Annotated in this window: 22 protein-coding genes and 1 tRNA gene; 11 read left to right on the plus strand and 12 right to left on the minus strand. The window is 39.0% G+C overall.

What is annotated here, in order from left to right:
* Positions 1 to 28 precede the first annotated feature (28 nt).
* Complete coding sequence (locus SK578_RS07610; protein ID WP_042751400.1) at positions 29 to 1,333, plus strand: HD domain-containing protein; 1,305 nt, start codon at positions 29 to 31, stop codon at positions 1,331 to 1,333.
* Positions 1,334 to 1,345: 12 nt separating this feature from the next.
* On the plus strand, positions 1,346 to 2,152 hold the full coding sequence (gene yidA / locus SK578_RS07615; RefSeq protein WP_042751401.1) for a sugar-phosphatase: 807 nt from the start codon (positions 1,346 to 1,348) through the stop codon (positions 2,150 to 2,152).
* Positions 2,153 to 2,230: 78 nt separating this feature from the next.
* On the opposite strand, the gene SK578_RS07620 is transcribed toward yidA, so the two are convergent.
* The 8 genes from SK578_RS07620 to SK578_RS07655 form a co-directional block, all read right to left on the minus strand.
* Complete coding sequence (locus tag SK578_RS07620) at positions 2,231 to 2,491, minus strand: hypothetical protein (RefSeq protein ID WP_235228659.1); 261 nt, start codon at positions 2,489 to 2,491, stop codon at positions 2,231 to 2,233.
* 61 nt (positions 2,492 to 2,552) lie between these two features.
* The gene (locus tag SK578_RS07625) at positions 2,553 to 3,425 is read right to left on the minus strand and encodes a hypothetical protein (RefSeq protein WP_042751402.1); all 873 of its coding nucleotides are present in this window, start codon (positions 3,423 to 3,425) and stop codon (positions 2,553 to 2,555) included.
* Between the two features lie 153 nt (positions 3,426 to 3,578).
* Positions 3,579 to 3,650 (minus strand) — tRNA-Arg (locus SK578_RS07630).
* A gap of 42 nt (positions 3,651 to 3,692) precedes the next feature.
* Positions 3,693 to 4,040: a 50S ribosomal protein L19 gene (rplS, locus tag SK578_RS07635; protein ID WP_001068669.1), complete on the minus strand. Its 348-nt coding sequence runs from the start codon at positions 4,038 to 4,040 to the stop codon at positions 3,693 to 3,695.
* Positions 4,041 to 4,158: 118 nt separating this feature from the next.
* Positions 4,159 to 4,488 (minus strand): fluoride efflux transporter CrcB, encoded by a 330-nt coding sequence (gene crcB / locus SK578_RS07640; protein WP_042751403.1) that lies wholly within the window; start codon positions 4,486 to 4,488, stop codon positions 4,159 to 4,161.
* Positions 4,482 to 4,856 carry a fluoride efflux transporter CrcB gene (gene crcB, locus SK578_RS07645; RefSeq protein WP_042751405.1) on the minus strand — a complete coding sequence of 125 codons (375 nt, stop codon included), beginning with the start codon at positions 4,854 to 4,856 and terminating at the stop codon, positions 4,482 to 4,484. The genes crcB (SK578_RS07640) and crcB (SK578_RS07645) overlap by 7 nt, the downstream gene beginning before the upstream one ends.
* Positions 4,853 to 5,119, minus strand: coding sequence for a chorismate mutase (locus SK578_RS07650; RefSeq protein WP_042751407.1), 267 nt, complete (start codon positions 5,117 to 5,119; stop codon positions 4,853 to 4,855). Before SK578_RS07650 ends, crcB (SK578_RS07645) begins: the two co-directional genes overlap by 4 nt.
* Positions 5,120 to 5,234: 115 nt before the next feature.
* Complete coding sequence (locus tag SK578_RS07655) at positions 5,235 to 5,678, minus strand: flavodoxin (protein ID WP_001162125.1); 444 nt, start codon at positions 5,676 to 5,678, stop codon at positions 5,235 to 5,237.
* 103 nt (positions 5,679 to 5,781) lie between these two features.
* On the opposite strand from SK578_RS07655, the gene SK578_RS07660 reads away from it, so the two are divergent.
* Together SK578_RS07660 and SK578_RS07665 are read left to right on the plus strand one after the other, a co-directional pair.
* A complete protein-coding gene (locus SK578_RS07660; protein WP_042751409.1) occupies positions 5,782 to 6,717 on the plus strand; it encodes a DHH family phosphoesterase in 936 nt (311 codons plus the stop codon).
* A 95-nt stretch (positions 6,718 to 6,812) separates the two neighbouring features.
* Positions 6,813 to 7,055, plus strand: a complete 243-nt coding sequence (locus tag SK578_RS07665; RefSeq protein ID WP_000710764.1) for a type B 50S ribosomal protein L31 — start codon at positions 6,813 to 6,815, stop codon at positions 7,053 to 7,055.
* A 103-nt stretch (positions 7,056 to 7,158) separates the two neighbouring features.
* On the opposite strand, the gene SK578_RS07670 is transcribed toward SK578_RS07665, so the two are convergent.
* Positions 7,159 to 8,316, minus strand: coding sequence for a tyrosine-type recombinase/integrase (locus tag SK578_RS07670; RefSeq protein WP_042751411.1), 1,158 nt, complete (start codon positions 8,314 to 8,316; stop codon positions 7,159 to 7,161).
* 64 nt (positions 8,317 to 8,380) lie between these two features.
* Positions 8,381 to 8,971 (minus strand): helix-turn-helix domain-containing protein, encoded by a 591-nt coding sequence (locus tag SK578_RS07675; protein WP_042751413.1) that lies wholly within the window; start codon positions 8,969 to 8,971, stop codon positions 8,381 to 8,383.
* A gap of 146 nt (positions 8,972 to 9,117) precedes the next feature.
* On the opposite strand from SK578_RS07675, the gene SK578_RS07680 reads away from it, so the two are divergent.
* The 7 genes from SK578_RS07680 (at position 9,118) to SK578_RS07710 (ending at position 14,168) form a co-directional block, all read left to right on the plus strand.
* Positions 9,118 to 9,396: a hypothetical protein gene (locus SK578_RS07680; protein WP_042751415.1), complete on the plus strand. Its 279-nt coding sequence runs from the start codon at positions 9,118 to 9,120 to the stop codon at positions 9,394 to 9,396.
* A gap of 8 nt (positions 9,397 to 9,404) precedes the next feature.
* On the plus strand, positions 9,405 to 9,737 hold the full coding sequence (locus SK578_RS07685; protein ID WP_042751537.1) for a replication initiator protein A: 333 nt from the start codon (positions 9,405 to 9,407) through the stop codon (positions 9,735 to 9,737).
* A 2-nt stretch (positions 9,738 to 9,739) separates the two neighbouring features.
* Entirely contained in the window at positions 9,740 to 10,381 is a 642-nt protein-coding gene (locus tag SK578_RS07690; protein ID WP_042751416.1) for a hypothetical protein, read from the plus strand.
* 292 nt (positions 10,382 to 10,673) lie between these two features.
* Positions 10,674 to 11,549, plus strand: a complete 876-nt coding sequence (locus SK578_RS07695; RefSeq protein ID WP_042751418.1) for a replication initiation protein — start codon at positions 10,674 to 10,676, stop codon at positions 11,547 to 11,549.
* A gap of 35 nt (positions 11,550 to 11,584) precedes the next feature.
* Positions 11,585 to 11,986 (plus strand): hypothetical protein, encoded by a 402-nt coding sequence (locus SK578_RS07700; protein WP_042751420.1) that lies wholly within the window; start codon positions 11,585 to 11,587, stop codon positions 11,984 to 11,986.
* 317 nt (positions 11,987 to 12,303) lie between these two features.
* On the plus strand, positions 12,304 to 13,545 hold the full coding sequence (mobV, locus tag SK578_RS07705; RefSeq protein WP_042751422.1) for a MobV family relaxase: 1,242 nt from the start codon (positions 12,304 to 12,306) through the stop codon (positions 13,543 to 13,545).
* 146 nt (positions 13,546 to 13,691) lie between these two features.
* Positions 13,692 to 14,168: a hypothetical protein gene (locus SK578_RS07710; protein ID WP_042751423.1), complete on the plus strand. Its 477-nt coding sequence runs from the start codon at positions 13,692 to 13,694 to the stop codon at positions 14,166 to 14,168.
* Positions 14,169 to 15,376: 1,208 nt separating this feature from the next.
* Here SK578_RS07710 and SK578_RS07715 read toward each other — a convergent pair.
* Positions 15,377 to 16,711 (minus strand): Nramp family divalent metal transporter, encoded by a 1,335-nt coding sequence (locus tag SK578_RS07715; RefSeq protein WP_042751425.1) that lies wholly within the window; start codon positions 16,709 to 16,711, stop codon positions 15,377 to 15,379.
* A gap of 215 nt (positions 16,712 to 16,926) precedes the next feature.
* The gene (gene carB, locus SK578_RS07720) at positions 16,927 to 20,103 is read right to left on the minus strand and encodes a carbamoyl-phosphate synthase large subunit (protein WP_042751426.1); all 3,177 of its coding nucleotides are present in this window, start codon (positions 20,101 to 20,103) and stop codon (positions 16,927 to 16,929) included.
* Between the last annotated feature and the right edge of the window lie 51 nt (positions 20,104 to 20,154).

Genomic DNA, 20,154 nt, shown 5'->3' on the forward strand with positions numbered 1-20,154 from the left:
AAGAGAAGGATTTTGCTATAATGGTCATATGAACGAAAAAGTATTCCGTGACCCAGTTCACAACTACATCCATGTCAATAATCAAATCATCTATGACTTGATTAATACAAAAGAATTTCAGCGTTTGCGTCGTATCAAACAACTGGGAACTTCCAGTTATACCTTCCACGGTGGAGAACACAGTCGTTTTTCCCACTGCTTAGGTGTCTATGAAATTGCTCGTCGCATCACAGAGATTTTTGAAGAAAAATACCCTGACGAATGGAATCCTGCCGAGTCTCTCTTGACCATGACTGCTGCCCTCCTACATGACCTAGGACACGGTGCCTACTCCCACACCTTTGAAAATCTCTTTGATACAGACCACGAAGCCATTACTCAGGAGATTATCCAAAGTCCTGAGACAGAGATTCACCAAGTCCTGCTACAAGTAGCACCCGATTTCCCGGAGAAGGTAGCCAGTGTCATTGACCATACCTATCCTAACAAGCAGGTCGTGCAACTCATTTCCAGTCAGATTGATGCAGACCGCATGGACTATCTCTTGCGCGACTCCTATTTTACAGGAGCATCCTATGGGGAATTTGACCTGACTCGGATCCTTCGAGTCATTCGTCCTGTCGAAAATGGTATCGCCTTTCAGCGCAATGGTATGCACGCCATCGAAGACTATGTCCTCAGCCGTTACCAGATGTATATGCAGGTTTATTTTCACCCGGCAACACGCGCTATGGAAGTTCTCCTACAAAATCTCCTTAAGCGCGCTAAGGAACTCTATCCTGAGGATAAGGACTTCTTTGCACGAACTTCTCCACACCTCCTGCCTTTCTTTGAAAAAAATGTGACCTTGTCTGACTATCTGGCTCTGGATGATGGTGTGATGAATACCTACTTCCAACTCTGGATGACCAGTCCTGACAAGATTCTCGCAGATTTGTCGCAACGCTTTGTCAACCGCAAGGTCTTTAAATCCATTACCTTTTCACAAGAAGACCAAGATCAACTCGCCAGCATGAGAAAATTGGTTGAGGATATCGGCTTTGACCCGGACTACTACACTGCCATTCATAAGAACTTCGACCTCCCTTATGATATCTATCGTCCCGAATCTGAAAATCCGCGGACACAGATTGAGATTTTACAAAAAAATGGAGAACTAGCTGAACTCTCTAGCCTGTCTCCTATCGTCCAATCCCTTGCTGGTAGTCGTCACGGAGATAATCGTTTTTATTTCCCAAAAGAAATGTTAGACCAAAACAGCATCTTCGCAAGCATTACCCAGCAATTTTTACACTTGATTGAGAACGATCATTTTACCCCAAATAAAAACTAGAAGAGGAAATTTATGAGTATTAAACTAATTGCCGTTGATATCGACGGAACCCTAGTCAATAGCCAAAAGGAGATTACTCCTGAGGTCTTTTCTGCTATCCAAGATGCCAAAGAAGCTGGTGTGAAAGTCGTGATTGCAACTGGCCGCCCTATCGCAGGTGTTGCTAAACTTCTGGACGACTTGCAGTTGAGAGACGAGGGTGACTATGTTGTGACCTTTAATGGTGCCCTTGTCCAAGAAACTGCTACAGGACATGAGATTATCAGCGAATCCTTGACCTATGAGGATTATCTAGATATGGAATTTCTCAGTCGCAAGCTCGGTGTCCACATGCACGCTATTACCAAGGACGGCATCTACACAGCCAATCGCAATATCGGAAAATATACAGTGCACGAATCAACCCTCGTCAGCATGCCTATCTTCTACCGTACACCTGAAGAAATGGCTGACAAGGAAATTGTCAAATGTATGTTCATCGATGAACCAGAGATTCTGGATGATGCGATTGAAAAGGTACCAGCCGAATTTTACGAGCGCTACTCTATCAACAAATCTGCTCCTTTCTACCTCGAACTCCTTAAAAAGAATGTAGACAAGGGTTCAGCTATTACCCACTTAGCTGAAAAACTCGGATTGACCAAAGATGAAACCATGGCGATCGGTGACGAAGAAAATGACCGCGCTATGCTAGAAGTCGTTGGAAACCCCGTTGTTATGGAAAACGGAAATCCAGAAATCAAAAAAATCGCCAAATACATCACCAAATCTAACGACGAATCTGGTGTTGCCCATGCCATTCGTACTTGGGTCTTGTAACAGGATCAGAATATAAAAAAAATAGCCCAGAAGTTAGAGATAAACGTCTCACTCCTGGGCTATTTTTTAGAATACAGATTACTCTTCATCATCAAACATCAGCGCATCCAGTTCTTCTCTTTCAGCTTCAATCACTTTTTTCTCTTCCCAAAGTGGCACGAGTAAGAAATGGTTGAACGGCACAACTGTAGCCATAGCTGTCGCTCCTAATGGGATAAATCTATTGGAATTTATAATAAGTACGATGTTTAGGATAGAAAATAATAGGAATAGAAGGATTACTAATGCTAGGCGAATTTTATATTCTTTTCTTAATTGCAAGTATTCTTCTTGTGTCATCTAATCTAAACCCTCTTTCTATTAAATTCTGAATAGTTGAAGAGCATTATCATAGTAACTCCTACTGTAAATCTTTGATAAACTCCACAACTTGATGATTCTCAATCTTCACATAATAGCAACCGCTATTATTGACAAGTTTATCCCCTTCATATCTATCAATCTTTACAGCATAAAGACCACTAGGTAAGGGTTGATTGTTAAAAAACTCTTTCATTTGCGATTCAAGGTCTTTAAGATAAGCATTATATAACTGATCCTTCTTGTCTTCTGGAATGTAATATCGAAATTGAAATTCTGGTATAAAGATACCTTTTTGGAAAAGATAGTGAGCATCCATAGGATACATCCCTTGTAATGCTTGTCCTTTTCTTTGATTTTCCTCTAAAATTTCATCATAAAGATACATATTGCCAGATTTACTATTAAATTGAAAATCAATCCCATCGTACTTCAAAGCAGTCATTTTTGGATCTGTTATTGAACTATCCAATTTTTTTAAAAATTCGCTAGTACCTGGACTAATCTCAATCCCTAGATAGGCTAATTCTGGAAAAGCGCGATAAATTTGTTCATTTTGTTTGTAAGCAACTTCTGCATCCGTCTTTTTATACTTTTCGTTTTCCGAAGGACGAGTATAGTATTCAAAACGACTCTTAGCCTGATAAGTTTTACCAGCTATAGTTTCACTATAAGTACCATGGATAACAAATCCTCCCACGCTCGTATAGTTTTTTTCATATTTTTCTAACTTAAACTGTCCTGTAAGACCGTAGTTCTCATAAGAACGATGTACAGCTTGCTCAAGTTCATTCCGACTTGCATGGGCAAATAACCCCCACATATCCATCATAGCAATAATAGGACTAAGGATTATAAGCATTGCAATGGGAATAACTACGGATAAGCAACCTATTAATAAGCCTTTTTTCATCTCTTTCTCCTAAACATTCTATGCCTATTATAACATAAAAAGAGAGCGCTCTCTTTGCTCTATCTATATTTTCTTGCTTTCTTATGAGATAAAAAAGTAAGAAAAAAACACTGAATCTTCAGTGTTCTTTTTGTTTCTTTACACTTCTTAAAATGCCCCCTGCAGGAATCGAACCTGCAACTACTCCTTAGGAGGGAGTTGTTATATCCATTGAACTAAGGGAGCTAGAGAAAAACTCTGCTGAAGAAGCAGAGTTTTTGAGTCGAATTAACGACGGATTTCTTTGATACGAGCTGCCTTACCTTGAAGTGCACGCAAGTAGTACAATTTCGCACGACGTACTTTACCGTAACGAACAACTTCGATTTTTTCAACACGTGGAGTGTGGATTGGGAAGATACGCTCAACACCTACACCGTTAGAGATTTTACGAACTGTGTAGTTTTCTGAGATGCCAGCACCTTTACGTGCGATAACAACACCTTCAAAAATCTGGATACGTTCACGGTTACCTTCGACAACTTTCGCGTGTACACGAACAGTATCACCAGGACGGAATGATGGGATATCTGTACGAAGTTGACCTTCAGTCAAGCTTTGGATTAATGGATTCATTTTATTCTCCTATCTTTGTCAATCTTGAGGAATCTTCCTCAGCGGATAAACTGTATTTTTGTGCGTCCATTACACACAAGATACAGTTTACCAAATTTCCACAAAAAAGTAAAGAAATTTATAGCAGAATTCCTAAAAAAATCGCAACCAAACCACCTAGGTAGGTTAAGGATAGGTAGCTATAAAATACCTTCTTATCACTTAACAGTCTTTGAAGTTCATCATTCAAGGTCGAAAAAGTTGTCAAACCTCCACAAAATCCTGTTGCTAAAATAGCATAGACTTCCTTAGACTCCACATGATTGTAAAATAATCCAATTAAAAAACAACCCAAAAGATTGGCTATGAGCGTTCCAAGTGGCAATTTAGATGCTTGATTATAGCGGGAAAAGAAATAGCGCACTAAAGCTCCGAAACCACAAGCAATTGCAAGATAGACCATTACCATTTTTTCCTCCCTAGACAGTAAGCCAAAAGCAGGCCTCCACCGATACTCAAAAGCAAATACATGATCAAACTAAGATAACGCCCTGTATCAAGCAGTTTCACAGCATCAAGCATGAGACTAGAAAAGGTTGTTAAACCTCCGCAAAAACCCGTCCCCAGTGCTAAAACCAATCCCTTACTAGTCCCTTTATAGACCAGATAACCCTTGACAAGATACACCAAGCAGAAAATTCCCAGATAGTTGACAAAGAGAGTGCCCCAAGGAAAGTCTGGACTGGCTGGTAACCAAGTGGAAACTAGGTAGCGGACAAGTCCACCCAACATAGCAGCTAGAAAAATCCCTAGCGGATAAAATGGTTCTTTTTTCATTTGATGTTTTGATCCTGGTAATCACGCGAACGTTTGAGTATGTCCGAAAAAGTCGCGACAATAGTCTCCTGATAGCGCTTGTCCTCTACACGATTTCTGACCTTTTCAAAAATAACTGCTTCTCTCTTGGTATCTAAAATCGGTTTACCAGAAGCTTTCTTATAGGCAACTACACTCTCAACCAATTGCATTCTTTCTTCTAACAGTTTGACAATTTGGTCGTCGATTTGATCAATTTCTTGACGAATAATATCTAAATCCATACAGTCTCCTCCTTTATTTGAATTATTGTATCAAAAAGCCATCAAATAGGCTAGTAAAATCCCAACTCACAATAAGAAAAATGCACTGATTGATTGCATCAGCGCACGTTTATGCTTATCCTACTTTAGCAGCCAATTCTTCTGCGAATTGTTCCAAGCGTTCAATATCTTCTTCCTCGGCAGAGAGATCAACTTTAACACACTCTGAACCTTTTTCTGCCCCTGTCGCTACAAAAACGCGGTCAAAGTCATCAACAGCCTTACAGAATTCATCGTAGAAGGTGTCACCTGAACCGACCACTCCGTAGATTTTGCCATTCAAGTTGAGATCTGCTAGGTCTTCGTAGAAGTCCATCATCTCATCTGGCAATTCTCCATCGCCATAAGTATAAGTCGCAACGATAGCGATGTCTGCTTCCAGGAAGTCAGAAGCGTCAACAGTTGTACATTCATCAACATCGACATCCAAGCCCAAGTCACGTAATTTGTCTGCTACAATATCTGCAATTTCTTCGGTATTACCGGTCATACTGGCAAATACAATTTTTGCTAATGCCATATCGTCCTCCTCAATTTATCTTTCTCCATTATATCACATCTTTTTCATTTTAAAAATAAAAATTCTTGTGCTACAATGAAATGAGAAAGAATTGAGGTTATTTATGGAAATTTGCCATCAAATTTTAGGAAAAATTAAAGAATACAACACGATTATCATCCATCGTCATATGAAACCAGACCCTGATGCCTTGGGAAGTCAGGTGGGATTGAAAGCTCTTCTCAAACATCATTTCCCAGAAAAAACTATTAAAGCCGTAGGTTTTAATGAACCAACTTTGACCTGGATGGCGGAGATGGATCTTGTTGAAGATAGTGTCTACCAAGGGGCACTTGTCATCGTCTGTGATACGGCTAATACTGCTCGTATCGATGATAAACGCTATAGTCAAGGTGATTTTCTCATTAAGATTGACCACCATCCAAATGATGATGTATATGGTGATCTATCTTGGGTGGATACTAGTTCAAGCAGCGCTAGTGAGATGATTACCCTATTTGCTGAAACAACCCATCTGGCCTTGTCAGATCAAGCTGCTGAGTTGCTCTTTGCAGGAATCGTTGGTGATACAGGTCGTTTCCTCTACCCTTCTACCACTGCACGGACTCTTCGCCTGGCTGCCTTTCTGAGAGAACATAACTTTGACTTTGCGTCTCTCACTCGCAAAATGGACACTATGAGCTACAAAATTGCTAAACTACAGGGCTACATCTACGACCATCTGGAAGTGGATGAAAATGGTGCAGCGCGCGTTATCCTGAGTCAAGAAGTCTTGAAACAATTCAATGTTACCGATGCTGAAACTGCCGCTATTGTTGGAGCACCTGGACGCATTGACAGTGTTAGTCTCTGGGGAATTTTTGTAGAACAGGCTGATGGCCACTACCGTGTTCGCTTACGCAGTAAAATCCATCCTATCAATGAAATTGCCAAAGAACATGATGGAGGAGGCCACCCTCTAGCAAGCGGTGCTAATTCCTATAGCCTAGAGGAAAACGAAATCATATACCAAAAGTTAAAAAACTTGCTTAAAAACTGATAAAATACTTGCCAAACATTTCATAATCTGATAGACTAGTATGGTAACAATCTATGGCTCGCAAAGAGACCATGGCAGAAAGGAAATATTGCAAAATGAAAAAAGATATCCATCCAGAATATCGCCCAGTTGTCTTCATGGACACAACTACTGGTTACCAATTCCTTAGCGGTTCAACAAAACGCTCTAACGAAACAGTTGAGTTCGAAGGCGAAACTTACCCATTGATCCGTGTGGAAATTTCATCAGACTCACACCCATTCTACACTGGACGTCAAAAGTTCACTCAAGCAGATGGACGCGTGGATCGTTTCAACAAAAAATACGGTCTCAAATAATCAACCGCATTTATTGCTTAAAAACGTTGATACAAAGCCTTTTCCAAGAAATTGGAATTGGCTTTTTTGTTTTTAGTACCGTTTTTGGTACCGTCTTGGAAAACTAACCTTTTGCACTATCCAGATAATCTACAAATTTTGTGATAGCTTTCTTCTCTCCTGCTACTGTAGAATGGCTATAAGTATCCAGAGTCATCTGACTACTTGCATGCCCTAACCTTTTAGCCGCATTGACAGGGTCAACCCCTACTTCAATCATCAAGGTAGCATGAGTATGCCTGAAGCCATGAGGAGTTATCTTTTTCAAGCCATGTTTCCTGATAATGCGCTTTAGAACACTATTGATATAGTCCTGATATAAAGGCTCTATCTTTCCATCTCGGCCAACAAACGTAAACATGTGATCACTATCAATCAATGGGGTAACTGACAGTTGCCCCTTTTCTTTTCTGCTCTTTTGTTTCCACTCTTTCAAAATCGAGACTGTCTCAGTATCTAAAGGAATTTGCCGTATTGAAAACTTGTTTTTGGTGCTTTTCTCAACGGCTTTCCCCTTGATTCTACCTAGGTTTTTGCTGATAGAAAGTAATTGATTATCAAAATCAATATCAGACCACCTCAAAGAATACAGCTCCCCTTTCCTTAAGCCACTATAGGCCAACAAACGAAATAAGGCATAGTTTTTATATGGCTCTTCTGCCTTAATAATAGCTAAAAACTCATGCAACTCCTCAACGCTAAAGAAGTTATCTGACTTCTTCCGCTCTCTTTTTGGGAGTATCGTTTGCTTCATTGGGTTGTCTGTAATCAATTTCATTTTCAAAGCAAAATCAAACACTTGACTAGTATAAGATTTTACCTGTTTGATATTTCTAAAAGTCTGACCTTTTTCGGTAATAAAGTCTTGGCAGTGCCAAGGAGTAATTTTGGAAATTTTCATCTTTCCAAGAACTGGCAAGATATGGATTCTAAACAAATCATCTGTACGAACGCTTGTCGTCCTCTCTACTGTGTTTTGATAAGTTTTGAACCATTCTTCAAAAACTTCATCAAAACGTCTCTCAGAGGCTCTCAGAAGCCCTGAGAGGTCGCCTGAAGCTTTTTTGTGGTAAATCATAGCTTCATACTGTCTAGCCTCTCTACGGCTCTTAAAACCGCTTTTAAAGAAGTCCTGACGTTTGCCATCAATCACCCTATAGATTCTGACCTTATAAAGATAGCCTGATTTAGACTTTTTAGCCTTATATTTAATAATAGACATTCTAATTTCTCCTTTATTTTTTAAGGTTTCGGAGCTTATAAAATAAAGAAATCATGATTGTCAGTTATTTCTTACGTTTTTCTGCCATTCTTTCCTGGTATTCAGGAGTTTCTACCCATGCCTCCCAGACATAATGATAAGGGGAGTCTTCTGCTCCTGATTTGTTAATCAGGAAAGGAATAAGGCCTTGTTTCTCATCAGCTATAAATTCTTTAATAGCTTTAACCAAAATAGGGTTAAAGTCTTTTTTACTTGCTAGAAAATCAATGTAATCAGACAATGCCTCTGACTGATTGAGCTCTGCAAGTATAATAGCAAGATCTTTTCCAAAAGGAGTCCATTCGGTAATTTTATTTTCAATCGTACTTTTTCCCTGAAGCACTTTGGCGAAGCCTTTAAAAATTTCTTTGACTGCTCCTGGATTGACTAATACAGGATTATCATCAAGCCCCAACAAGTAAGGGATAGACACGCCAAAATATTCTGCAAGAATTTCTGCGTTTTCTTTTTTAGGAGTACGTAGATTTTTTTTATATCCTGAGAGAGTTGTTATTGGTATATCCGTATCATCACTAACCTTTTTTAGTGTGTAATTATTTTTTTTCATTAGTATCTCTAACCTATTTTCAGGTTTGTCAAATAAAAAATTATTCATATTTTCACCTCTAAAAATATTTTAACACTTTTTCTCAAATATGAGTAAAAATAAGTTGACATTACTCAAAAAAGGGCATATAATCGTGACATACTCTTAAATGAGTAAAATTTCGGAGCTTATAAAATAAAGAAAGGGGTCAGAATATGACAGAAAATTTTACTATCCACCTCCCAAAAGCAACAGAAAAGAAGTTGCTTGCTCGTTACGATACCATGCTTCAGAAAGCTATCGAAAAAGCCCTTGAGGACCAGGAACTCTATAAACCTATAGTTCGTATGGCAGGTTTGTGCCGTTGGTTGTCAGTCTCAACCACTACGATAGTGAAATGGCAACGTGAAGGCATGCCCCACATGGTCATTGACGGAGTGACCTTATACGATAAACACAAAGTCACTCAATGGTTACAACAATATGAAAGGTGAGATATATGATTGATTATGAAAAAGATTATTACTTAATACCTAAAGTATTATTTCAAGACGATTTCTATAAGGATTTGATACCTCTTGATGTTATTGTCTATTCTGTGCTAAGAAACAAACAAGAAGAGGCAATAGAGAAAGGTTGGGTAGATGATGAAGGAAATATTTACCTAGCATATAGAATTGAGGATCTAGCCAAAAAATTTTCCTGCGCCATATCGACTATGGTAGCCGTTTTACAACGCTTGGAAGCTGCTAACTTAATCGAACGTGAACGGCAAAGGAATGCAGGCTATTATAACCATAACTTACCATACATGACTTATATTAACGAGGTGTAAATATGATAAAGGTTTACTTTGGAAAAGATACAGCACTTAATCAGGCTATCCAGTCACGATTGGATAGCTATCCGCTTGAATATCAAGTATTCTCAAGTAAAGATATAGATACTAAAACGCTGATGGAATGGCTTTTTAGGTCAACTGATATATTTGAACTGTTAAGTACTAAGATGTTGAAGTATAAATTAAATACACAAATTACACTTAGTCAATTTGTTAGAAAGATTTTGAAAGATGTTGATAGTTCCTTAAAACTCCCCATTGTTGTAACAAAAGAAGCCATCTATTCGAACATGACTCCAGAATATGTTGGGACACTCTTGCCAAAAGAATACCGTAAAGCAGAACGAGAGAACTTATTTAGAAAACTTGAAGAGCTTGATGAAGGTAGACATTTTTGGAGAAATTTTGAGATTGTCCGTAAACAATCTGAATTACCTTGGTTTGAATTGCATAAGTTGTTATTTGCTGATGTGTCTGATGATTTAGGAGAAATGAAAAAAGCTAAAGACCGATTCTTTAAATACAAGAAAAACAAGCAGATTCCCCCTGAAGATATCATCGAAAAAATCCTAGAAATATTTTTGATTGATAGAGTTGACCTTTTTCAAAAATCTGTTTCAGATCTACAAAATTTCTAGTCCTAAAACAGTTATGAAAACGGCTATGAAAATATTTTGAAAATGATATTTTGAGACTAAATTTTTGAGTTTTCTCAAAATTTATAACGCGGGCCCCTCTAACAGCCCGCTATGTTCCCATTTCGTGGGATTTTACTGCACCCATTTTTTGGCAAGTTTGACCGTAGCAAAATGAAAATGGTCCGACGAAGTCGGCTTGGGGTTGCTCCCCCAAGAATGTCATTTTACGGAGGTCTTTGCGCAGACAAAAAAGAGGCGCCGATAGGCGACCTCTACAAGAAAGGAGGTTGATTTGGAATTAAAAGTTAGCTTGGACAACATCACTATTACAGCTTATATCAAACCTATCAAACTCCTTAATCTCAAAAGTTTGATAGAAAGTCATACAGTCATTATCGTCCAGACTGCAATGACTGATATGTTTAGAGCAATCACTCGGGACGGAAGTCACGTTAGACTCCTCCTAGACTACGACAAATTAAAAGGACAAGCCTTTAATGCTCGCCCTTTCAGGATAGAGTTTAACCCCAATAAACTCCGACAGATTGATATTAATATCTTAGATACAATTATACCATATCTTGAAGATATTGCAATCTCTCGAGTCGATTTAGCTTTTGATATATTTGAAGTTGATTGTAGTGAGTTTGTTCTTGAAAAGAAAGGCCGCCCCACTGCTACCAAAGAATGGAGAGACCAGAATGGAAAACTAGAAACAAAATATCTAGGCGCCTCCAGGTCAGAAAAGCAAATTAGACTCTATAATAAAAAAGTTGAACAATTAGAAAATGGCTCTGAGGAAGACAAGAAATTTGCTCAGCAGTTCCAGCATTGGTGGCGCTTAGAATTTCAACTCCGAAGTCGCTCGGTTGAAGAAATATTTGAAGTCATTGACTCTGTTATCTTTAAGCCGTTTAACTTTGAAGGTTTAGGTATAGAAGCTCAACTTTACTTACTTGCACTTACTCGTGATAAAGGAATCTGGAATAAAGTCAGTAAAAACACACGTACAAAATACAAGAAACTTTTACAGACCTATAAAACATCTGATATCGACTATCTGAAATTGATGAAAGATTTATTAAAACATGAACGACCAATATTAGAAAAACAGCTTGCTTATTATGGGGGAAGAGAAACAAAAAATAGCTTTCAACCATTTGGTTGAAAATCCAGTATTAACAAGGAGTTATGAGGCTTAAAATGAGAATAAAAGACTACGCTGATAGCCTGGGAGTTAGTAGTCAATCCATCTATAAACGTATACGATCTCCAAAATATAAAGAGAGGTTGAAAGGTCATTTATACCTAGACAACCAAAAGGTTGAAAACCTTGATTTAATAGGCATTAGAATACTTGAAGATTATCATTTTGAAAATGATGTGATTAAACTTGAGAAAGAATTAGAGGAGGCTAAAGAACAAGGCAAACAACTAGAACAAGATTTGCAACTATTGAGAGGCTATCGGAAGAGTGAGCAACAAAACTTAAAAGCTTGGGCAGATTATGCTGAACGATTGGAACAACATCGAGTTTACTTAATGCTTGCACTCACTACTGTATCTATAGCTTTCCTTGTAGCTTTAGCCTTTGCCGTCTTCTGACGGCATTTGTCGGACAATGCGAAGCGTCCGACCCTGGGGCACCGACAGAGTGCCCTACTCGCTTCGGCGAGTATAGTCGAAACTCCTCTTGTGGCTCGAGAGGTGATTCGATGTCGCTCCTGTATTCGGAGCGATGTGCCGTCTGCAAGACCCTTCGGAGAACGCACATTTACGGAGTAAAGTGTAGTGCGTTACACTTTACATGGAAGTCGTGCCGATCCTTCAGGAAAAAATCTACCTTATGGGTTACTTAGTCCTGGTGGCAATCTTCCGCCACCAGCTCGGCGACCCTTTGAGCCGAGAAAGGAGAACAAACTATGAGTTATGCAGTAGCTAGGATGCAAAAAATGAAATCTGGAAATCTTGGTGGTGCCTATCGTCACAATGAACGAATTTTTGAAAATCACTCGAACAAAGATATTGACCCAGAAAAGACTCACCTAAATTATGAATTAACCGACCGTGACCGCTCTATCTCATACGATAGGCAGATTAAACAATACATCAACGATAATAAAATTTCCAAACGTGCTCTACGTAAAGATGCCGTTTTGTGTAATGAATGGATTATTACATCAGACAAGGCATTTTTTGAAAATATGAGTCCAGATCAGATTAAGAATTTTTTTGAAACAACAAAAAATTTCTTTGCTGAAAGATACGGTAATAGTAATATCGCTTATGCTATGGTACATCTTGACGAGAGTACGCCACATATGCACTTAGGACTTGTACCTATGCAAAATGGCAAGTTAAGCTCTAAGTCATTATTTGGCAGTCGTGACCAACTGAAAGAGATCCAGGAAGCATTTCCTAGATACCTGAACAAACACGGATATAATTTGCAACGTGGGGAGTCTGATAGCAAGAAGAAACACCTCGAAACAGCAGAATTTAAAGAAAAGCAACGCTTACTAGATGATACTGATAAAAAGATAGTTGATAAAACCGAAAAACTAAAGCAACTAGAAAAACAGGAAAAGCAAGCTACTGAAAAAATCAAGCAACACGAAAAAGAGAAAGATGCTTTACTAGATGATATAGCTGTTTTGGAGTCTATTCAACCTCTACAGATTGAAGAAATGAAAAAAGACAAATTAGTCAGACGTACATTTGACGGAAAACTAAAAATGGATAAAGCAACCTATGACAGACTCTTTCATACAGTCTCCCAACATGCCCTGGATAATAATAGGCTAAGGCATGAAAACAGCAACCTTGAACAGCAATTACAGCAATCACTTTCTAAACAGAATAACTTAGCTAAAAAACTGATGAAGAGTGATCACATATTATCTGAAAATCGTACACTAAAATCAGAAGTCGATAACCTAAAACACGCAAATAAAAAACTCAATGAAAGTGTAAAACGATTGGGTGAGCAATTAAATTCTGTAAATAAAAAACTTGCGCTTTGGCGCAAAACAGCAAGAAATTACATGCATCCTAAAGAATTCAGCAGAATGTTACATGTCATAAATCAAATACGTCCACCAAGAATAACCATTATGTCAGTCGCTCGGAGCTTTAAAAACATGATTGAAAAAAATATATTTTAAGCACTTTATGCCGTGAAAGTCTCTTGATAACAAGCTAGTCGACTTTAGACTAAAGACAGTCGAGTCGTCAGGCTGAAAAGCTGACGACCGATTGCCAAAGGCTAAAAAAGACTAGGTTACTTGTTGTCAAGAGAACCATGGAATAAATGAACAAGAAGAAAAAGATGAACAATATTAACAAACCTTTAGTACACAAAATTAAACAACCTGGTACATTTTCTGGAAAAATATTACTGGGTTTCCTACAGTCAGTTTTTAAAGAAACCACTGGTAACTATATACCATCAGCCTATCCACTCAGCATTATTGAGCCTTATTTTACTTCAGATGAACAGGGAGAATCGTTTTGGTCAAATGCCCTGGCTATCAATGTTTTAGAAATTCGTCTCAAGGATAACTATAACATCCATCTAATACAAAAATCACCTTATATTCTTCTTGTTATTGAGGATATTGATACCTTCAAAACTGGAGTTATTAGCCTCTTTAATGACTTACTTGATCCTGATAAAAAGTATCTGATTTATCGTGATTTTATCAAAACATATCGAAATATGACTCCGATTGAGAAAATCGAATTTTTCAAAAAGAAGACCGTCGAGGAAATCGCAGCTAAAAAATAAGCTATGGTATACTATTTAGTGAGGAGGTAACACTATGAGAAAAACATTATTTGGTTGGATGCTTGCATTTTCTGCATTACGCTTTCTTGACCGCTCTGTACGACAGTCAACTAAAGCGCTACGACGATTTTTAAGATAAATTATAAAAGGCTCTAGTTTAGAGTCTTTTATTGTGATATAATACAAATTGCTGAAGCTACCTTCCGCAAATTAATGCGAAAGGAGGTGTTGTTCTATGAGTTACTTCTTCGAGCTCTTACTCGGAATCACGGTTGAGATACTGGCTCACTATCTCATCAAGTGGCTAGATGACGAGGACAAACGCTAAGGCTAGCCCAAAACACCACAAAAAAACCCTCGAGAGACCTGGCCGTCCTCGGGGGTTTGGTGTATCTATGAGATACTTCTTCGTGCTCTTATTATCTCATTCATTACAAAAAAAGTCAATAAAAAAAGCCCAAATAGTTGAGACAACTTTCATTATTTTATAAGCTCCGAAACCTTAATTTTTGGTACCTTTTTGGTCCCGTCTTGGTTTAACAATACGGTATATATAATATTTTACAGCTATATCCCCTTTAGAAACGTTGATTTAATAAAGATTTAAACACTATAGAGTATATCTTTGTAAAATTGGAATAAATCAATCAAGGAGAAGTCAAATATCACAAACACCTAAGTTAATAAAAATTATTGTTGACATTCTCTCTTATTTATCCTAAACTATGGATAAGGATAGGATGATGTCGGGTGACTGGTAACAGTTTGCTCAAAGGTACTTGTTTTAGGTACAGGTTAGGTACTGCCTTCAGCTTTATGCTGTAAAGAACCCGCTCCACCACTGGTCCTATTCGTTTTACTCTTGGATTATATTCAAGAGTTTTTTCTTGTCAAAAAAAATCTCAAACACCTGAGACATCTTTCTTAATTTTATAAGCTCCGAAACCTTAATTTTTGGTACCCTTTTGGTACCGTCTTGGTTTAACAATACGCTATATATATAATATTTTACAGCTACTTTCCCTTTAGAAACGTTGATTTAATAAAGATTTAAACATTACAGTGTATACCTTTGTAAAATACGGTCTCAAATAATGATAAAAAAGAACAGTTTCAACTGTTCTTTTTTTCTTCTTTTTATGAACCAATCACTACTACTTGCTATTTGTCAACCATCACGCTGACACTATAATTGATTTCAAACGGGGTTAAAAAATATCGAAAAGAAGCTTGATATTGAGAATGGTCAAGATGATTGAAACTACGTAGCCTAGGATTGTATTCCACTTGGCATTGGTAAATTCTCCCATCACTGACTTCTTAGAAGTCAGATAAATTAAGGGAAAAATTGAGAATGGAAGAGCGATTGAAAGAAAGACCTGTGAATAGACCAATAACTGATCTAAGGTCTTTTCTTGATGCCCAAACAAGACAGCGACTATCATCACAGGGAGCAAGGCAAAAATCCGTGTTCCGACACGAATAATCCACTGTGGTAATTTCATATGCAAGAAACCTTCCATAACAATCTGTCCTGTCAAGGTACCTGTGATAGTAGAATTTTGACCACTTGCTAAGAGGGCTAGAGCAAATAAGGTTGACAGAGTTGAGCTAGCTATTGCTCCTGCTATTGTCGAATCCTGTAAAGCATTGTACATTTGAGAGAATGCTGAAATTTCAGACGCATGACCAAAAAAGAGCGATGCTCCTAAAATGAGAAGCAAGGAATTGACAACAAAGGCTAGGGATAACTGAAGATTTGAGTCCCAGGTCATAAAACGTACAGCTTTTCGAACATCCTTTGTATCCTTATGGTTGATTTTCCTTGTTTGAGATAGGGATGAATGAAGATAAAGATTATGGGGCATGACTGTCGCTCCTACGATCCCTAAAGCCAAAGTCAGTTGACTCTCATGCCCTGGCAGGGGACTTTCAAACAAAGCCGAAGTTGGTAAATAACCACCAAAGATCCCCTGCATACTTGGATTAGATAAAGCCACCAGATAAGAAAATATTCCTAATATGGTTAAGATAAGGGTTGTAACAATAGCTTCAATCTTCTTGAAGCCAAATTTCATCAACAAAAGCAAAAGAAATACATCTAAAACCGTTAGGAGGATAGCCATCATAATCGGTATTTTAAGCAAAAGATTCAAGGCAATCGCTGAACCTAAAACCTCAGCCAAGTCTGTCGCCATTAAAGCTAATTCTAAAATCACCCACAGACTATAGCGGAGCCACTTGGGAGCATGATGAGCTGTTGCCTGCGCTAAATCCATCCTAGTCACGATACCGAGCTTTCCAGCCATCTGTTGTAACTGCATAGCAATAATGGAGGAAATCAAAATAACAAATAGGAGGCTATACTTGTAGGAGGCACCACCAACCACACTGGTAATCCAATTTCCAGGATCCATATAACCAACTGCTACAAGAGCTCCAGGCCCTAAAAATGCTTTTAGATTTTGCCAAAAATGATTATTATTGGGAGTTTCAATAGATTGATTGATCTCAGAAAGAGAGAACTTTTTGTAAGAAGACATAGGAATATTCGCTTTCTAATCAAGTCTTTACCTAGTTTATTAATGGAGTTTTGAAAATAAAATGAAAATAGTTTACCTATTTCCAATTTATTCTTATTATATCACATTTTGGAACGATTCTTAAAGAAAGCATGATAGTTGAAATAAGCAACACCAGTATTGCAAAAGCCAGCGTCAGAAAACGCTGGCTTTAAAACTGTGAAAAATTTTCTCAACTAGATTGCTTCTGTGACAAAACTACGACTTTCCAATACTTTAAGCATGGCGTTAGCTGTATCTAGGGCTGTGAAGAGGGGCACCCCGTGTTCAATGGCTGAACGTCGGATTTGCTCTCCATCTTCGTCAGCAGTTCGTTTTGTTCCTACTGTATTAATGATAGCTTGAATTCTTCCTTTACGAACAAAGCTTGGAATATCCTTATCGTCATCACCAATCTTACCAACAGGTTGGGCTTGCAATCCATGACTAGCAAAGAAGGCTGCTGTCCCTTCTGTCGCGAGGATTCCATAGCCAATATTTTGGAAACGACGAGCCAAGTCCAAGGCTTCTTCTTTGGCATCATCAGCGATAGTAAAGACAACATTACCAAAGGTTGGCAAGTGTAGGTAAGAAGCTTCAAAGGCTTTATATAGAGCTTTTTCCAAAGTCGTATCAGAACCCATAACTTCCCCTGTTGACTTCATTTCAGGACCAAGTAAGCTGTCTACCTTAGCTAGTTTGGTAAAGGAGAAGACAGGTGCCTTGATATGAACTCGAGTGCTTTCAGGGTAAAGTCCATCTTGGTAGCCAAGTTCTTCAAGTTTTTGACCCAGAATGAGCTTGGTTGCTACTTGAGCCATAGGGATATTGGTCACTTTAGAAAGAAATGGAACCGTACGGCTGGCACGTGGATTGACCTCAATAACGTAGACTTTTTCATCCTTGATAACAAACTGGATGTTCATCATTCCAAGGCAGTTAAGACCGATTGCTAGGCGTTTAGTATAGTCTGCGATTGTTTCTTGCACCTTTTGCGACAAGGTTTGTGGTGGGTAAACGGCCATTGAGTCACCTGAGTGGACACCAGCACGTTCGATGTGCTCCATAATACCAGGGATAAGGACATTTTCTCCGTCTGAAATGGCATCAACTTCACACTCTTGTCCAACGATATAAGAGTCTACAAGGACTGGATGGTCAGGACTAGCCTTAACCGCTGTACGCATGTAAGAACGGAGGTCTTCTTCGTTTTCAACGATTTCCATAGCACGTCCACCTAAAACATAAGATGGGCGGACAAGAACTGGGAAGCCAATCTTGCGAGCTGCAAGAACTGCTTCTTCTTCATTGGTAGCCGTTTGTCCTGGTGGCTGTGGAATATCCAGGTCTTTAAGGGCTTGCTCAAAGAGGTCGCGATCTTCAGCACGGTCTAGGTCAGCAACCTGTGTACCAAGGATGGTCACACCTGCTTTTGCCAATGGCTCCGCAAGGTTGATAGCTGTTTGACCACCAAACTGAACGATAACCCCTTTTGGTTGCTCCAAGTCGATGACATTCATGACATCTTCGAATGTTAATGGCTCAAAGTAAAGCTTATCTGATACAGAGAAGTCTGTAGAAACGGTCTCTGGGTTTGAGTTCATGATGATGGCTTCATAACCAGCAGCTTGAATGGCCTTAACCGAGTGTACAGTTGCGTAGTCAAACTCAACCCCTTGACCTATACGGATTGGACCAGAACCTAGAACAAGTACAGATTCTTTATCAGACTTGATAGATTCATTTTCCCATCCATAGGTTGAATAGAAGTATGGTGTTTCAGAGTCAAACTCTGCCGCACAAGTATCGACCATCTTATAAACTGGAACAATCTTGTTTTCCAAACGAAGTTGGCGAACTTGGTCAGCTGTCGTTTCCCAGAGTTCAGCAACCTTACGGTCTGAAAATCCATTTAGTTTAGCTGTTTTCAGGACATCGACATCCTGAGGATGTGCGCCCAACTCCTGCTCAATTTCAAAGATGTGCAAGAGTTTATCAAGATAGAAGATATCAATCTTGGTCAATTCAGCAATCTCTTCAGGTGTATAACCACGACGAATAGCTTCTGATACGTAGAAGAGACGGTCATCTTGGGCTTTGACAACTTTTTCAATCAAGGCATCATCAGAAACTGCTGCAAGTTCAGGCATTTCATTGTGGTGCACCCCAATTTCAAGGGAGCGACAAGCCTTAAGAAGAGATTCTTCAATGTTACGACCGATTGCCATGACTTCTCCAGTGGCCTTCATCTGAGTACCAAGACGGCGTTCACCTTTTTCAAACTTGTCAAATGGGAAACGAGGAATCTTGGCAACCACATAGTCAAGGGCTGGTTCAAACATGGCATAGGTTGAACCCGTAACGGGGTTGATCACCTCATCCAAAGTCAAACCTACTGCAATCTTGGCAGCCAACTTAGCAATCGGATATCCTGTCGCCTTAGAAGCAAGAGCTGACGAACGCGATACACGAGGGTTTACTTCGATAACATAGTACTTAAAACTGTGTGGGTCAAGGGCCAGCTGAACATTACATCCACCTTCAATCTTAAGGGCACGAATAATGCTCAAGCTTGCGTCACGAAGCATTTGGTTTTCATAGTCTGACATGGTTTGGGCAGGGGCAAATACAATGGAATCCCCTGTGTGAATCCCAACTGGGTCAAAGTTTTCCATGTTACAAACAACCAAAGCATTGTCAGCTGAGTCACGCATCACTTCGTATTCGATTTCCTTGAAACCTGCGATTGAACGCTCAATCAAACATTGGGTAACAGGTGATAATTTCAACCCATTTTCAGCGATTTCACGTAATTCTTCCTCATTGGCACACATACCACCACCAGTACCACCAAGTGTAAAGGCTGGACGGACGATGACTGGGTAGCCAATTGTCGCTGCAAAGGCAACTGCTTCTTCGACAGTGTTAACAATTTCAGATTCTGGAATTGGTTGGTTGAGCTCTTCCATCAATTGTTTAAAGAGGTCACGGTCCTCCGCTTGGTCAATGGCAGATAATTTAGTTCCCAGAAGCTCAACACCAAGTTCATCTAGGATACCATTTTTAGACAATTCCATGGCCATGTTGAGCCCTGTCTGACCACCAAGGGTTGGTAGCAAGGCATCTGGACGCTCCTTACGAAGAATACGTGTCACAAACTCAAGTGTAATCGGCTCAATATAAACCTTATCAGCAATTTCCTTGTCCGTCATGATGGTTGCAGGGTTTGAGTTAACCAAAACAACCTCATAACCTTCCTCTTTCAACGACAAGCAAGCCTGAGTCCCAGCATAGTCAAACTCAGCAGCCTGACCAATAATAATCGGACCAGAACCAATCACCATAATTTTTTGAATATCAGTACGTTTAGGCATAGTTTATGATACAAAGCCCGTAAAGAACACAGTGAAAATAGGAAACTCGGT

This window comes from Streptococcus mitis (assembly GCF_000722755.1).
GTDB classification, from domain to species: Bacteria; Bacillota; Bacilli; order Lactobacillales; family Streptococcaceae; genus Streptococcus; species Streptococcus mitis_CM.